The organism is Rhodococcus sp. UYP9 (assembly GCF_040547235.1).
Lineage (GTDB): Bacteria > Actinomycetota > Actinomycetes > Mycobacteriales > Mycobacteriaceae > Rhodococcoides.
The window spans coordinates 911,756-927,024 of record NZ_JBEPPH010000001.1 but is presented as its reverse complement, the minus strand read 5'-3'; the positions used below and the strand labels follow the sequence as shown (position 1 = coordinate 927,024).

The window sequence follows — 15,269 nt, the reverse complement described above, 5'->3', positions numbered from 1 at the left end:
TATGCATCGTGCCCGGATCAGACTCGATCCGGGCACGACCGCCGACATGACGGCAAGTTGCTTCTACTCTGGCAGGTCTGACGACTGGGCTTTCTGCACTTGCCCCTCCGCCTTCTGTGCGTGGCCCTCTGCGGAGTCGACGAACTCCTGAGAATCGAACACTTCTCCACCGAGCGGATCGCGTCGCGCCTCGCCGGGGGAGTACTCGACTGCGCCGGTGTTCGGGTCGATTCCGATCTGGTCGGACGTGAGCTGATGGACAGCGACGACCACGTGCTCGGAGTTGGGTGTCGCGACGTTTTCCCGAGACGGCGCGAGACCGGCGAAGGTCGAGGAGATTCCCGCACCACGCTTGCGACGTCCTGGTCCGGCGGAATTGTTGTTCGCTGCCACCAACGCACCGTTGGAGGCCTCGCCTGTTGCGGTGATTCGGACGTAGCTGGGGGTGGTGGCGACGTCGTAGTGGAAGGCCTTCAGCATCGAGATGCACGCAAGAACCAGGACTATCGAGAACGGAACCGCCGTCGCGATCGACGCTGTTTGCAACGCCGTCAGTGATCCGGATCCACCGACCAGGAGCAGGACTGCCGCCGCGATGCCCTCGAGAACTGCCCAGTACACGCGGGTGATCTTCGGGGTATCGAGATCGCCACCGGTCGAGAGGATGTCGATCACCAAGGACCCCGAGTCCGAGGAGGTGACGAAGAAGAACACCACCACCAGGATTGCGAGAACACTCGTGACCGTGGCGAGGGGGAATCCGTCGAGCAGATTGAACAGGGTGGTGTTGGTATCGACCTCACCGGCGGCGGTCAGCATGTCCTGGTCGTTGCGCTGACGCAGGATGCCGGCATCGCCGAAGATGGTGAACCACAGCGAGCCGATGATGGTGGGTGCCAACAGAACGCCGAACACGAACTGGCGGATCGTGCGGCCACGCGAAATGCGTGCGATGAACATGCCCACGAACGGGGCCCAGCTCATCCACCAGCCCCAGTAGAAGATTGTCCACGCACCCGCCCAGCCGTCATCGGCGAACGGGGACGTGCGCAGCATCAACTCCGGTAGGGCTTGGACATAGCCACCGAGGTTCTGCACCCAGGATTGCATCAAGAACAAGGTCGGCCCGAGGATCAGTACGAATACTGCCAAGCTGGCGGCGAGCACCATGTTGATGTTGGAGAGCCATTTCAGGCCCTTCGATACACCGGAGACCACGGAAAATGTTGCCAGTCCGGTGACGCCCACGATGAGAATGACCGTGAGCCAGTTACTGGACTCGATCCAGCCGAGATACTCGAGGCCGGCCGATATCTGCTGGACCCCGAAGCCGAGCGAGGTCGCGACGCCGAACAAGGTGCCGACGATAGCGATGACATCGATGACGTGACCGATGGAGCCCTCGATGCGCTTTCGGCCGAGCAACGGCTCGAGCAGCCATCGAACCGAGAGAGGGCGCCCCTTGCGGTAGGTCATGTAGGCCAGCCCGAGCCCGACGACCACGTAGATCGCCCAGGCATGCAGGCCCCAGTGGTAGAGCGTCAGTTCCATCGCCTGGTTCGCCGCACCGTCGGTCGACCCCTCGATCCGCCCCGCTTCCGGTGGGTTCACGTAATGCGAGAGTGGCTCGGCGACGCCATAGAACACCAGGCCGATGCCCATCCCTGCGCTGAAGAGCATGGCGAACCACGAGAAAACGCCGAACTCAGGCTTTTCGTCGTCGCGGCCGAGGCGGATGTTGCCGATGCGACTGATGCCGCAATACAGGGCGAACAGCACGAATCCAGTGGCACTGAGGATGTACCACCAGCCGACACCGTTGGTGATTGCAGTGTTCAGTGATTCGAATGCATCGGAGGCGGTGCTTGCGAAAACCACCGAGAAGGTGATCATCGCCAAAATTATCAATGACGCCGGAATGAACACCGGTTTGCGTAGGCCACGCCACGCTGTGATCACAGAATTCATATCGAGGAAGATCCCTTGCATTGCTTGGTGAATATGTAGAGAAAGTGATATCGATTCGAACTTACGGTAATGCGACCGGCGAAGCCTGACCAAATCGACCGGTTTCGAGTGCAGCCGTGCCAACGAGCAGGGGACGAGTGCCGATGGACCAACCGATGGTGAGTGGCGGGCGCGATTACTCGGTTGTCGTTCAGACGTAGTAACCGATAAACTGGTTTCCGGTGCGCCGGGAAGTCTGGTCGGCATGGTCCGATCATGCTCAAATGCTTGCCGATCAAGCCGAACGTCCCGTCAGTAGAGCGTCGTTACGGTGGCTGCGGATGCTCAACGAAAGGCTCGCCACATATGTCGTCCAGCTCGCAGCGGTTGCCGCTGTTCTCCCGCGGATCCTGGTCCGAGGCGGATCGCGTCGCCGCGATTCTGCGCAAGGAAACCGTCGGCGGCATCCTGCTGCTCATTGCTGCTGTTGCGGCGTTGACGTGGGCGAATTCGCCGTGGGCCGACGGTTACGAGTCGTTGATGAACGTCAAGGTCGGGCCGTCGGCGATACATCTGGATCTGACGCTGTCGACGTGGGCGGCCGATGGTCTGCTGGCGATCTTCTTTTTCGTCGTCGGTCTGGAACTCAAACGCGAATTCGTTGCCGGCGACCTGCGCGATCCTCGGCGTGCGGCACTGCCCATCGCGGCCGCGTTGGGCGGCATGGTAGTTCCGATCATTATTTTCGTCGCTTTCAACCGCAACACTGGTGGCGGCGCACTGCAGGGTTGGGCTATCCCCACTGCTACCGATATCGCGTTTGCGGTCGCGATCCTTGCCGTAATCGGTACACATCTGCCCACTGCACTACGGACATTTCTGCTCACGCTCGCTGTGGTCGACGATCTTCTCGCGATCACCGTGATTGCGATTTTCTATACCGACGACGTCAATTTCGTTGCTCTCGGTTTGGCACTGATTCCGCTTGCTTTGTTCACTTTCGCTGTTCAAAAGCGTGTCCGGGCGTGGTGGATTCTGATACCGCTCGCATTCGTCACCTGGACACTGGTGCACGAATCGGGTATCCACGCGACCGTCGCAGGCGTCCTGCTCGGGTTCGCAGTCCCGGTGGCGCGCAGTCGCGCGCTCGGTGGCCCTGATGCCGGGCCCGGTCTGGCTGAATACTTCGAGCACCGAATCCGCCCGCTGTCCGCGGGCGTGGCCATCCCGGTCTTCGCGTTCTGTGCCGCGGGGGTCACCGTCGGAGGCTTCAGTGGTTTGACCAGCGCACTCAGCGATCCGATTGCACTGGGCATCATCTTCGGATTGGTAATAGGCAAAACTGTCGGCATCTTCGGGACGACGTTCCTGCTGTCGAAATTTACTCGCGCTTCACTCGATAAGTCTGTCCAGTGGATCGATATCCTCGGGATCTCGATCCTTGCAGGCATCGGGTTCACGGTCTCTTTGCTGATCGGCGACCTCGCATTCGGTCCGGGTACCGAGCGCGATGATCACGTCAAGATCGGCGTCCTAGCAGGATCGATTCTCGCCGCACTGCTGGCTTCTGCCTTGTTGCGCATGCGCAACAAGGTGTACAAGCGCATCTACGAAGAAGAGACCTGCGACGACGACAACGACGGAATTCCCGACGTCTATCAGTCGGACACGATCAGTCGCGACAACTAGTCGGGTCTGACTCGCGCAGCTCTTACCGGTCCAGGTAAATCTCCTGTGGCTACGGTAGACATCTTTGCAGCGTGAGCGGTATTATTCGTCTGAATCGACCCTTGGGGCGTGTGATGCTTGTGTCGTTTCAGGTGAATGGACCAGGCTTGGCGCCATGATGGTGTTGCTCGTGTGTGGCGGTCTCCATGTGCCGGCCCCAGTAACGAGCTCATCCGGAAGGTGTTGTGAACCAAAGCAATAGCGATGTGAACGATACGTCGGCAGGCGACAAGTTCGACGATCAGCATTACCCGGCGTACAACATCGGCACCGCCGCACAGATGTTGAATGCGACTCCCGGATTTCTACGCAGCCTCGACGAGGCGAACTTGTTGATTCCGCATAGGTCCGAGGGCGGTCACCGTCGATACTCTCGCTTCCAACTCAGGATTGCGTCGAGGGTCCGTGATCTGCTCGATCAGGGCACTGCGCTCGATGCCGCGTGCCGCATCGTCGTCCTCGAGGATCAGCTTGCGGCCGCTCGCCGTACCAATGCCGATCTTCAGGAAGTCATCGACGGTTCGGACGGATCATCCAGCACCGGGGTATGAGCCACTTTCACCGCTGAGTACGCAAATCCGAAGTGTGCGCGAGCCTTCGTGGTGCTTGATAGACGAAGGGCCCCGGTGCAAGATCGCACCGGGGCCCTGGTGGGGAATTACTACCATCTATTTCCACTTGCCTGATGACATTTGCGGTGTTCGCCCGAAGAACATGACAACGTGGGCGAACTGACGATGCAACTCCTCCCTTCTTCCAATTACCAACTAGCCCTGCTTGTACTGCACCTGCATCGGCGGTGATGTAAAAAAACTCGAACCGCCGGTCTTCTCGCGGGTAGTTCGTCCTCTCCCGCGCCTTTCGATCTCTTCTTTCGTGTACGAGAACTACTGTAAACCACAGAAACCACAATGTCTACCCCAGCGACCATAGATTTTTCCGAGTGTCCGGCCCACCCCCAAGGCCCCGGTCTATCTTCGATAACTGGACCGCCTAAAACTTCGCGAGGAGAACCAGTCATGTGTATGACGCCGTCTGCGCCCAACCCTGCTCGCCGCGGTGGTCGCGCCTCATGACCGCGCAGATTCGGCCTCGGGTGTTGATAGTCGGCGGCGGATTCGGCGGACTGTACGCCGCGCGCGCACTACGTCGGAGTGATGTGGACGTCACCGTGCTGGAGCGCGGAACGAGTCATGTCTTTCAACCCCTGCTCTACCAATGTGCGACGGGATTGGTGTCCGAAGGATCCATCTCCAGTCCACTCCGGCACCTACTGCGCAGGCAGAAAAACGCTCACGTCGCACTCGGCGAGGCGACCGCAGTCGATCCCGAGATCCGGGTGGTGACCGCGAGCAGATTCGACGGTACGACCTACGAGTTCCCCTACGACTACCTTGTGGTGGCCGCAGGTATGCGGCAGTCCTACCACGGGCACGACGAGTACATTCAGCACGCGCCGGGCATGAAAACGCTCGACGACGCTTTGACCGTCCGTCGCAAGTTGATTGCGGCATTCGAAATGGCGGAAGCATTGTCCACCGCAGAGGAACGGCGGCCTTGGCTGACGTTCGCCGTCGCGGGCGGGGGGCCGACGGGCGTGGAGTTGGCCGGACAGATCCGCGAACTGGCAACCAGGGCGTTGGCGGACGAGTTCAGGTCAATCGACCCAGGTGAGGCGCGGGTGTTGCTACTCCACGGCGACGATCGAGTCCTGCCCTCGTTCGACAGGAAGTTGTCCGCTGCGGCGCAGAAAACCCTCGATACCGTCGGTGTCGAAACGCACTTGGGTGTGCACGTCACCGACGTCACCGGCACCGACGTCGAAACCACGTCGAAGGCAGAGCCGAAGACGGTCACTCGTTACGACACTCGAACCGTCCTGTGGACCGCGGGCGTCGAGGCAGTTCCGTTTGCTCGGCAACTTGCGGAGGCGCTCGGTGTCGAACAGGATCGATCGGGGCGAATTGCTGTCGAGTCGGATCTGTCGGTGCCGGGCCACCGCAACATCTGGGTCGTCGGCGACTTGATGTCCTATCAGGATCTGGCGGGTGTCGCCGAGGTCGCCATGCAGGGTGGGCGTCACGTCGGTTCGGTCATCGCCACCGATCGGACCGACCCGATCGCCTCACGACAGGCGTTCCGATACCGAGACTTCGGCACCGCGGCTTACATCTCCCGCGGGCACGCGCTCGTCCAGGCCGGACCGCTGCGGATGTCCGGGTTCCTCGGATGGGTGTCCTGGGGAGTCATCCACATCGCGTTTCTCTCGGGAGCCCGCAATCGCGTCGGCACGCTGATCAACTGGGCTGCAACTCTGGCGACCGGTTCTCGCCGCGAGCGAGCGATCACCTTCGGAGACCCGGAAACTGCGCGTAGGCCCTACCGCTAGCGGGGTGAGAGTGAGGAGTAGTACTCAGCCTGGGCAGGGTAGTAGTCGTCGAAAGTCGGCAGTGGCTCGTCGTTTCGAGAGTTGACGAGCATGTCGAGGTAGTACTCCCAACCGGGGCCTATTTCACCGATACCTTCGGTGTCGCTCAGATGCTGAATCAGCGTTACGAGTGTGGTGCCCTCGGACTGGGTCAGGACAACTTCCAGCTTCCAGCTTCCGGCATCGCCGATCGTCGAAACCGCCAGTCGGGACGGCACCTCGCAGGCGTCGATGCGCATCTCGGACCAGGGTGAGCCTTCCTCGAAAGCCATCTGAACACGAATCATCTTCTCCGGCAATCGTTCCCACGGACCGAACCACAGCGCCGTGCGGTCGGATTCGGTGAGCGACCCCCATACGTCCTCCCGGGAGGCTGCAATCGCTCGGGTCAACTCGAGATCGATACCGTCGACCGTCCGGCGGAGGAGCCCGGTGGGTTTCATCGGCCAATTATGCACCGTTGTCCGTCATCGAGTGACTTCATCGCTTGACCCTGACACTGTGACAAGGAGTGGAGTAGTCGAGTGAAGGAGGTGGTTGTCGTGAACACGACCAACCCGGGCGAGCCGCATACTCGCCTGCTCGACGCTCTTGCCGCTACTAATTCTTCGACGCGCCTTCGGGCGGCCCTCTCCGCCGGAACGCTGGGTAATCCGGGCCTGGCTCAGGCTTTGCTGGCGCGGTGTGCCGTCGAACCAGACTTCTTCGTTCGAGACATGCTGACGTGGGCATTGTGCCGACTTCCGCCGGAGATCACGGTACCGAGGTTGCTCGAGGAGCTGTTTTCGACCACGCCACAGGCTCGGAGTCAAGCACTGCACACTCTTTCCAAGATCGGTGATCGGACGGCATGGCCGGCAGTATCGGCACTGCTGCACGACGCGCACGACGAGGTTGCGCTCAGCGCCTGGCGTGCCGCCGTGGTCCTCGTCCCGTCGGGCGCCGAGGGTGAGCTCGCGGCCAATTTGGTCAAGGCGCTCGGACGGGGTGACCATGACATGCAGTGCAGCATGAGCCGCGCGTTGGCAACGCTGGGGCCGGACGCATCGCCGGCTCTTGATGCCGCTGGAGCGAGCCGTGATCCACGCGTCCGGGCTCATGCGGCGGCGACGGAAAGACTGCTGGATGACCCCGAGAGTGGTTTCACCCTCTCAGTCGAGGCGGCAAAGCGCGTCGCGGTGACCGGTACAGAGATGTAGGAGAGAGGCGGAAAATTGTTGATCGGTGAGGTGTCCCGGCGCTCGGGGGTCAGCACCCGCATGTTGCGTCACTACGACGCAGTGGGGTTGGTGAAGCCGACGGGCCGCACGTCCAGTGGCTATCGCGAGTATTCGACCGACGATATTCGTCGATTGTTCCAGGTCGAATCCCTCAGGACTCTGGGGATGTCGTTGAACGATGCCAAGCGAGCGCTCGACGAACCGGACTTCGCGCCGGCAGATCTGGTGGCGGAGTTGATTCGTCATACGAAAGCGCGGATTGCCGCGGAGGAGGAGTTGCTCGAAAACCTCGAGCGCGTCGGGGGAGCCTCGCAGTGGGAGGACGTGATGGGCATCGTGTCGTTGCTCCGCGCGCTCGAATCGGAATCGGGTGCCCGCCGTCAGCAAGCGGTGCTGGCCCAGAACGAGGGAGCCCCGCTGTCCGTCGAAGCGCTCGTCGAAGCGGCGCTCTCGGAGGATGACCTGAATGTCGCTGGAGCGCTTCGATGGTCGCTGGCGAGAGGAGGCGGTGAGGGGTTGACGGCGCTGGCCGTCGGACTGGTATCGGAGTCCGTCGCGGTTCGGCGTCGTGCAGCCGCCGCAATCGCGGAGATACCCACCGCCGAAGCAACGTCGCTGTTGACGACTGCTCTCACCGACTGTGACGTGGCGGTACGAGATCGGGCCGCCCTGGAACTCGGCGCGAGGCGAGTCGTCGAGGCAGTGCCTGCTCTACTTCGAATCGTGGTCGAAGGGCGGTCCGATGTCGAGGCCGCCGAGGTGCTGGGACTGTTGGCCGACGACCCGACCGTTTCGAGAGACATCATCCGAGCGATGCAGGACAAGCTCGACGCTACGGTCGACGCCGCGACCCGTTTGCGAATTACGCAGGCGCTCGCCGAGATTCCGGGCGCCCGGGCCCGTGACCTACTTGCCGAGTTGACCCGGGACGGTGACCGGACTGTTGCCGGGACCGCGTCGGCGATCCTGAGTCTGTGAGACCGGCGCCGATGTCGCGCTTACCGACACGCGCAGCCGAGTGGGGGCGAAGCGTATGCGGGAGAACAGAATTAGAATCTGCCCGGTGATCGAAATGCGGTGCGTCCTCCCCAGTGGGGTTCCCCGGTGGCGGGTTCGCGTCGGCCCAGTGGTGTGCGAGATCGGTGAATGCGCAGGCTGCGGCGCTCTGGTAGGCGCTTTCGCGGCGCAGCAGGGTGACGGTGCGCGAGGGAAGCGGCGGGTCGAGGCAGATGACACGAAGGTCGCGATGATCGACGGTGACGGCGGCCGGCAGCACGGTAGCGAGCAAAGTTCGTTCGACTATCTCGGTCAGTGCGGTGATCGAGTTGGCCTCCACCGATATCACTGGCCGCACAGCGTGTTCGGTGAGATAGGTGTCGATGTGGCCACGGGTGGCGAAGTCGCCGCGCAACAATGCCATTGGGCATTCGGCGAGGTCACTCACCGGGAGCGACTCAGCGCGGCTTGCCAGCGGATGGCCCGCGCCGACAACAAGGCTGAGGTCCTCGGCGAACAGTGACGTAGCTTCTATGCCGGGTAGATGTGGTCCGCTGAAAGCGATTCCGAGGTCGAGATCGCCAGCCAGCAACTCCGCTTCGATGCGGTCCTGCGTCATCTCCCGCACGTCCAGCACGATCGCGGGATGGTGGGTGTGGAATCGAGCGACGAGGGGCCCGATGAGGTACGTGGTGAACGTCGGCGTCATCGCCAGACGCAGGCTGCCGCGGGTCAGGTCCTGCACGTCGAGGACCGCCCGTTCGGCTGCGGCGAGGTCCTGCAGGGCACGGCGAGCGTAGTGGACGTATGCCTCGCCGGCGTCGGTGAGCCGCACCGTGCGGCCCGTGCGGTCGAGCAACTGGACACGCATGGTGCGCTCGAGCTGTTTGATCTGCTGCGACAGGGTCGGCTGTGAGACGTGAAGGTCTTCGGCGGCGCGAGTGAAGTTGCCGTGCTCGGCGACCGCGAGTAGATACCGGACGTGACGAAGTTCCAAGGCCATAGGACAACTATAGATGTCATCAATGATAATGATACCTACTACGTCTTGGACACTATAGGTGCTGTTCATGCACGCTGAATCTCGTCAGCCCGACAGGGTCGAAGTCCAGAAGGGAGTGAACCCCCATGCACAACCTCACCGAAGGCGTCGGGCGTTTTCAGCACGATGTGTTCCCCGCCAAGGCGACGCTGTTCGCGCACTTGGCCACCACCCACGAGCCCACTGCGCTGTTCATCAGCTGCTCCGACGCCCGCGTCGTGCCCGAACTGATCACCCAGCGCGAGCCGGGCGAGCTGTTCGTCATCCGCACCGCCGGAAACCTTGTCCCCGCCTACACACCCGGCTCCGACGGGGTGGCCGCGAGCATCGAGTACGCCGTCGCGGTCCTGGGCGTAGCCGACATCATCATCTGTGGGCATTCCGGTTGCGGCGCGATGACCGCCCTGGCCGACGGGCACGACCTCACCGGACTGCCCGAGATCGCCGACTGGTTGCGTCACGCCGACGCAGCCCGGGCTCGAACGGTCTCCGCCGGGACCGATCTGGACAGGGTCACCACCCTGGTCCGCAACAATGTCCTCGCCCAGCTCGCCCAGCTCGCCAACCTGGCCACCCACCCCTCGGTGGCACGGTCTCTTGCCGAGGACACCCTCACTCTGCAGGGTTGGGTCTACGACATCGGCACCGGAATGGTCGAAGAGACCGACCCCACCACCGGCCGCTTCGCCGCTACCGCAGCCTGACCTCCCGCAGTCCGGATCCCGCGCACCTGCGCGGGATCCACAACGCCGCTGCCTCGCACCGCTTCATGGAGCAGCCCGTACAAAAGGAATACCCCTGATGATTCACGCACACTTCGATCCGACCGTCCGCCAGAACCTGGCCGTCGCCGCCGTCGACGCCAAGATTCGCAAGGACCTGAGCTGGCAGGAGATCGCCGACGTCACCGGACTTTCGGTCGCCTTCGTCACCGCTGCCGTGCTCGGTCAGCACCCGCTGCCCACCGACGCCGCCGACGCAGTCGCCGAACTCCTCGGCCTCGGCGCCGACGACGCGATGGCACTGCAGGCCATCCCGTCCCGCGGGTCCATTCCTGGCGGCATTCCCACCGACCCCACCATCTACCGGTTCTACGAAATGCTCCAGGTCTACGGCACCACCCTCAAGGCCCTGATCCACGAGCAGTTCGGCGACGGCATCATCAGCGCAATCAACTTCAAGCTGGACGTGGAGAAGGTCGCCGATCCCGACGGCGGTGAGCGGGCAGTCATCACCCTCGACGGAAAGTACCTGCCCACCAAGCCTTTCTGATCCCACCGGACAGCGGGGGCGCACCGGAATGCCTGACCCGACACTCCGGCCCGCCCCGCTCCCTGCCCCCGGCCGACCCGTCGATCCCGTCCCCGAAGGACATCTCATGGACGACGTCTCGAAATCCGTTGAGGTGTCTCGACCGCACCGCCGCCGGCATCCTGGTAGAACCGACGTACGACGAAAGACCCATCCCTGAGCTCACGCCCAAGCTCGACGCTTGTGCAGAGACAGGGTTTACCACTGTCGGCGCAGTGAGCGCTCGTGTCCAAGTGCCCGCGCCTGCGTTACACCGATCGCGAGAATGGCGATCACATTGTCGGACAGGGGCAACGCTGCCGGGCCGGCGCGGGCTGCCCGAGAGCTATGACACAGATTCGCGTGCACTCGTCACTTTCGCGTCATGACTGTCGGCCGAGGCATAAAGGAACCGTAAGGATCTTCGGCGGGGTGGTTTTGTCGGCGTAGACATATCCATGAACGTCGGGCGATGTGTCCGTCGACCAGCGCTTATATGCGTTGACCCCACTATGTCGAAGAGGCATGAACATCCATGGCTGATCTGGGCTATCTCGCCGTCACCGCCGTGGGATTCGGTGTATGTGCACTGATCCTGCGGTTGTTGGCGAACACTGCAACCTCGAAGGTGAAGACGAAGTGACCACCGACGGAATCATCAGCATCGTCCTGGTGGTCATCGCTGCTCTGACGGCGATCTACCTATTCGTCGCACTACTCGATCCAGAGAGGTTCTGATCATATGAATGCCGCTCTGGCTGCCGGACTTCAGATTGCCTTCGTCGTGGCTGTTCTGGCTATTGCCTATGTTCCACTCGGCGACTACATGGCGAAGGTTTTCGCCACCGAACACGATACCGACGAGGAAGGTGCCGGCTCCGGCCACGCATCAGGAGGTGGCACTGCGACACTCCAGCGGACCCGCGGTGGCACTACCACCGCCTGGGCCGACCTGCGGGTGGAATCGTGGATCTACCGGATCTGCCGAATCGATCCCCGCTCACAGCAGACCTGGGTGGGTTACTCGCTGTCGCTGCTCGGCTTCTCTGCTGCGAGCGTCGTCTTTCTCTATGTGCTGCAACGGATTCAGGGGGTGCTGCCGCTGAACGGCGGTTTGTCGGGAGTGAGCCCGTCGGTCGCCTTCAACACCGCTGTCTCGTTCACCACGAACACCAACTGGCAGTCCTATACCCCCGAAACGACGCTGTCGAACCTGACCCAGCCGATGGGCTTGGCTGTGCAGAACTTCGTTTCTGCCGCGGTCGGCATTTCCGTGGCCATCGCCGTCATTCGCGGATTCGTACGGGTCCGTACCGGTGGGGAGATCGGCAACTTCTGGGTCGATCTCGTTCGCGCTTCGCTTCGCATCCTGCTGCCACTGTCGTTCATCATCGCTCTGATCCTGTTGACGCAAGGCGCTATTCAGTCCTTCAGCTCGGGATTCGCCTCGACCGGTCTCGACGGTGTGACAGTGAGCAATGCGTTGGCACCGGTTGCTTCTCAGGAAGCGATCAAGGAACTCGGAACCAACGGTGGCGGCATCATGGCGGCCAACGCTGCGCACCCGTTCGAGAACCCGACTCCCTTCTCCAATGTTGTCGAAATCCTTGCGATCCTTCTCATTCCGGTCGCTTTGACACGCACGTTCGGAACGATGGTCGGCGATCGCAAGCAGGGTCTGACGCTGCTCGCAGTCATGGCTGCACTGTTCGCAACAATGCTCACCGTCGTTGCTCTCGCTGAATCCGGTGCTCGCGGCGTTGCCGCTCAGGCCGCCGGATCGATGATGGAGGGCAAGGAAGTTCGCTTCGGAATCCCCGGATCGACCCTGTTCGCGGTAGCGACTACCGGAACTTCCACGGGTGCAGTCAACTCCGCGCACGACAGTATGTCTCCGCTCGGTGGTGGCGCTGCCATCCTGAACATGTTGTTCGGTGAGATCGCGCCCGGTGGCGTGGGTACCGGCCTGTACGGCCTGCTCGTGTTGGCGATCATCGCGGTGTTCGTCGGTGGACTTCTCGTCGGCCGCACTCCCGAGTTCCTCGGCAAGAAGATCGGTCAGCGTCAGATCACACTCGCTGCCTTGTCCGTTCTGGTCATGCCGGCCCTGGTACTGGTGGGAACCTCCATCTCGGTCATTCTCTCGTCCACGACTGGCTACCAGGGCAATTCGGGCGACCCCGGAACCCCGAGCTCGATACACGGGTTCAGCGAAGTGCTCTACGCCTACACATCTGCCTCCAACAACAACGGCAGCGCATTCGGTGGCCTGACGGTGACCAGTGACTGGTTCCAGACTTCACTCGGCATTGCCATGTTGCTCGGGCGATTCCTGCCGATCATCTTCGTTCTGGCGCTCGCCGGATCACTGGCTACATCGAAGCGAACCGCACCGAATACCGGCACGCTGCCGACCAACGGCCCGCTCTTCGGTGGACTGTTGCTCGGAACTGCCGTACTCGTCGCGGCACTTACCTTCTTCCCGGCCCTCGCTCTGGGCCCGATCGCAGAGGCATTGCAATGACCGTCACATCATCTCGATTGATAGACAACGAAGCCGACGTCGTCGACTCGCCGACACCGGTGAAGGCCGGTTACTTCAGCCCACGGCAGATGTGGACCTCGCTCCCCGCAGCCTTCGGCAAGCTCGACCCACGACACCTTGCCCGCAACCCGGTCATGTTCGTGGTACTCATCGGGTCGGTCATCACTACCGTTCTCGCAGTGAGCAACCCGTCGGTGTTCTCCTGGCTCGTCACAGCCTGGCTCTGGTTCACTCTGCTGTTCGCGAACCTGGCCGAATCCGTCGCGGAGGGAAGAGGTAAAGCACAGGCCGCGAGCCTGCGCGCCGTCAAACGCGACACCATCGCGCGCCGACGGACGTCTTCGGGAGCTATCGAAGAAGTACCGGGCACCGAATTGCGGATCGGCGATGAGGTAGTCGTCTCCGCCGGCGAGATAATCCCCGGCGACGGTGACGTCATCGAAGGCATTGCCACCGTCGACGAATCGGCGATCACCGGCGAATCCGCGCCGGTTGTACGCGAATCGGGCGGCGACCGCTGCGCAGTGACCGGCGGAACCGGGGTGCTGTCCGACGAGATCGTCGTAAAAATCACCTCTGCTCAGGGCGAGTCGTTCGTCGACCGCATGATCGCACTGGTCGAGGGCGCATCGCGCCAGAAGACGCCGAACGAGATCGCGCTGAACATCCTGCTCGCCTCGCTCACGATCATCTTTCTGCTTGCGGTAGTCGCAATCGGTCCGATGGGCGCCTACGGCGGCGAAGCACAGGATCCGATCAAGCTGATCGCCCTGCTGGTGTGCCTCATACCCACGACCATCGGCGCATTGCTGTCCGCTATCGGCATCGCCGGTATGGACCGCCTCGTGCAGCGCAACGTGCTGGCGATGTCCGGGCGCGCTGTCGAAGCCGCAGGCGATATCGACACACTGCTGATGGACAAGACCGGAACGATCACCTACGGCAACCGTCGCGCCACCGGGTTGCACCCAGCTCCCGGCGTCACAGCCGGAGAACTTGCAGCTGCTGCTCGGCTGTCGTCACTGGCCGACGGCACACCTGAAGGACGCAGCATCGTCGATCTCTGCACCCGCGACTACTCGTTGCCTGCGCAGGCAACCGACAGTGAGAAGGGTGGCGAGTTCGTAGCGTTCACTGCACAGACTCGGATGAGTGGTATCGATCTCGACGGCGTCCAGGTCCGGAAAGGTGCAACCGACTCGGTACTCGAGTGGGTTCGCGCCAACGGCGGACCGCTGATCAACCCTGAGGTCGACGAGACGACACATACCATCGCTCAGATGGGTGCTACTCCGCTCGTCGTCGCATCCGGCCCGATCGGTGGACCGGTACGTGCTCTGGGCGTCATCGAGCTCTCCGACGTCGTGAAGCCGCATATTGCCGAGCGGTTTGCACAGCTGCGTGCGATGGGCATCAGGACAGTCATGGTCACCGGTGACAATCCGTTGACAGCCAAGGCAATTGCCGACGAAGCAGGTGTGGACGACTTCCTCGCCGAAGCGACACCCGAGGACAAACTCGCCCTCATCCGCAAGGAGCAAGAAGGCGGACGGCTCGTCGCCATGACCGGTGACGGCACCAATGACGCACCCGCACTTGCCCAGGCGGACGTCGGCGTAGCGATGAACACCGGTACGTCGGCGGCCAAAGAGGCCGGCAACATGGTCGATCTCGATTCCGACCCGACCAAGTTGATCGAGGTCGTCGAGATCGGCAAGCAGTTGCTGATCACCCGCGGCGCCTTGACGACGTTCTCCCTGGCCAATGATCTGGCGAAGTACTTCGCCATTCTGCCGGCCATGTTCAGCGTCGTGTATCCGCAACTGGGTGCACTCAACATCATGGGTCTTGCGACTCCGGAGTCCGCGATCCTGTCGGCGGTCATCTTCAATGCACTGGTGATCATCGGGCTGATACCTCTGGCACTCAAGGGTGTTCGCTACGTTCCATCGAGTGCGTCGACGTTGCTCAGGCGCAACCTCCTGCTCTACGGAGTGGGTGGTGTCATTACGCCGTTCGTCGGTATTTGGCTCATCGACCTCGTTGTTCGATTCATCCCAGGGATAGGCTGAC

At 62.2% G+C, this 15,269-nt stretch carries 12 protein-coding genes and 1 pseudogene; 10 read left to right on the top strand and 3 right to left on the bottom strand.

The window, feature by feature from the left end:
* Positions 1–63 precede the first annotated feature (63 nt).
* A complete protein-coding gene (locus tag ABIB36_RS04305; RefSeq protein WP_084345056.1) occupies positions 64–1,968 on the bottom strand; it encodes a BCCT family transporter in 1,905 nt (634 codons plus the stop codon).
* 345 nt (positions 1,969–2,313) lie between these two features.
* On the opposite strand from ABIB36_RS04305, the gene nhaA reads away from it, so the two are divergent.
* From nhaA to ABIB36_RS04290, 3 genes are all read left to right on the top strand, one after another.
* Positions 2,314–3,636 (top strand): Na+/H+ antiporter NhaA, encoded by a 1,323-nt coding sequence (gene nhaA / locus ABIB36_RS04300; RefSeq protein ID WP_354559246.1) that lies wholly within the window; start codon positions 2,314–2,316, stop codon positions 3,634–3,636.
* Positions 3,637–3,938: 302 nt separating this feature from the next.
* Positions 3,939–4,226, top strand: coding sequence for a helix-turn-helix domain-containing protein (locus ABIB36_RS04295; protein ID WP_218775684.1), 288 nt, complete (start codon positions 3,939–3,941; stop codon positions 4,224–4,226).
* A 521-nt stretch (positions 4,227–4,747) separates the two neighbouring features.
* Complete coding sequence (locus ABIB36_RS04290; RefSeq protein ID WP_354559245.1) at positions 4,748–6,064, top strand: NAD(P)/FAD-dependent oxidoreductase; 1,317 nt, start codon at positions 4,748–4,750, stop codon at positions 6,062–6,064.
* Here ABIB36_RS04290 and ABIB36_RS04285 read toward each other — a convergent pair.
* Positions 6,061–6,546 (bottom strand): SRPBCC domain-containing protein, encoded by a 486-nt coding sequence (locus ABIB36_RS04285; protein WP_354559244.1) that lies wholly within the window; start codon positions 6,544–6,546, stop codon positions 6,061–6,063. The genes ABIB36_RS04290 and ABIB36_RS04285 overlap by 4 nt on opposite strands.
* A gap of 90 nt (positions 6,547–6,636) precedes the next feature.
* On the opposite strand from ABIB36_RS04285, the gene ABIB36_RS04280 reads away from it, so the two are divergent.
* Both ABIB36_RS04280 and ABIB36_RS04275 read left to right on the top strand, forming a co-directional pair.
* On the top strand, positions 6,637–7,302 hold the full coding sequence (locus ABIB36_RS04280) for a HEAT repeat domain-containing protein (protein WP_179142137.1): 666 nt from the start codon (positions 6,637–6,639) through the stop codon (positions 7,300–7,302).
* A gap of 15 nt (positions 7,303–7,317) precedes the next feature.
* Entirely contained in the window at positions 7,318–8,301 is a 984-nt protein-coding gene (locus tag ABIB36_RS04275) for a MerR family transcriptional regulator (RefSeq protein ID WP_084344977.1), read from the top strand.
* A 151-nt stretch (positions 8,302–8,452) separates the two neighbouring features.
* Here ABIB36_RS04275 and cynR read toward each other — a convergent pair.
* Positions 8,453–9,316: pseudogene (gene cynR, locus ABIB36_RS04270) on the bottom strand (transcriptional regulator CynR); the annotation flags it as partial.
* A gap of 131 nt (positions 9,317–9,447) precedes the next feature.
* Between cynR and ABIB36_RS04265 the strand changes: the two are divergent.
* From ABIB36_RS04265 to kdpB, 5 genes are all read left to right on the top strand, one after another.
* A complete protein-coding gene (locus ABIB36_RS04265) occupies positions 9,448–10,065 on the top strand; it encodes a carbonic anhydrase (RefSeq protein WP_354559243.1) in 618 nt (205 codons plus the stop codon).
* 97 nt (positions 10,066–10,162) lie between these two features.
* Positions 10,163–10,633 carry a cyanase gene (cynS, locus tag ABIB36_RS04260; protein ID WP_354559242.1) on the top strand — a complete coding sequence of 157 codons (471 nt, stop codon included), beginning with the start codon at positions 10,163–10,165 and terminating at the stop codon, positions 10,631–10,633.
* Positions 10,634–11,290: 657 nt separating this feature from the next.
* Complete coding sequence (gene kdpF, locus ABIB36_RS04255; protein ID WP_125458724.1) at positions 11,291–11,389, top strand: K(+)-transporting ATPase subunit F; 99 nt, start codon at positions 11,291–11,293, stop codon at positions 11,387–11,389.
* A gap of 4 nt (positions 11,390–11,393) precedes the next feature.
* A complete protein-coding gene (gene kdpA / locus ABIB36_RS04250) occupies positions 11,394–13,175 on the top strand; it encodes a potassium-transporting ATPase subunit KdpA (RefSeq protein ID WP_354559241.1) in 1,782 nt (593 codons plus the stop codon).
* Positions 13,172–15,268, top strand: a complete 2,097-nt coding sequence (gene kdpB, locus ABIB36_RS04245; RefSeq protein WP_354559240.1) for a potassium-transporting ATPase subunit KdpB — start codon at positions 13,172–13,174, stop codon at positions 15,266–15,268. The genes kdpA and kdpB overlap by 4 nt, the downstream gene beginning before the upstream one ends.
* Position 15,269: the final 1 nt, after the last annotated feature.

Excerpts from the sequence above, each read along its gene's own strand:
- ABIB36_RS04305 (WP_084345056.1), bottom strand. The coding sequence starts at position 1,968 with ATGAATTCTGTGATCACAGCGTGGCGTGGCCTACGCAAACCGGTGTTC.
- nhaA (WP_354559246.1), top strand. The coding sequence starts at position 2,314 with ATGTCGTCCAGCTCGCAGCGGTTGCCGCTGTTCTCCCGCGGATCCTGG.
- ABIB36_RS04290 (WP_354559245.1), top strand. The coding sequence starts at position 4,748 with ATGACCGCGCAGATTCGGCCTCGGGTGTTGATAGTCGGCGGCGGATTC.
- ABIB36_RS04285 (WP_354559244.1), bottom strand. The coding sequence starts at position 6,546 with ATGAAACCCACCGGGCTCCTCCGCCGGACGGTCGACGGTATCGATCTC.
- ABIB36_RS04265 (WP_354559243.1), top strand. The coding sequence starts at position 9,448 with ATGCACAACCTCACCGAAGGCGTCGGGCGTTTTCAGCACGATGTGTTC.
- cynS (WP_354559242.1), top strand. The coding sequence starts at position 10,163 with ATGATTCACGCACACTTCGATCCGACCGTCCGCCAGAACCTGGCCGTC.
- kdpA (WP_354559241.1), top strand. The coding sequence starts at position 11,394 with ATGAATGCCGCTCTGGCTGCCGGACTTCAGATTGCCTTCGTCGTGGCT.
- kdpB (WP_354559240.1), top strand. The coding sequence starts at position 13,172 with ATGACCGTCACATCATCTCGATTGATAGACAACGAAGCCGACGTCGTC.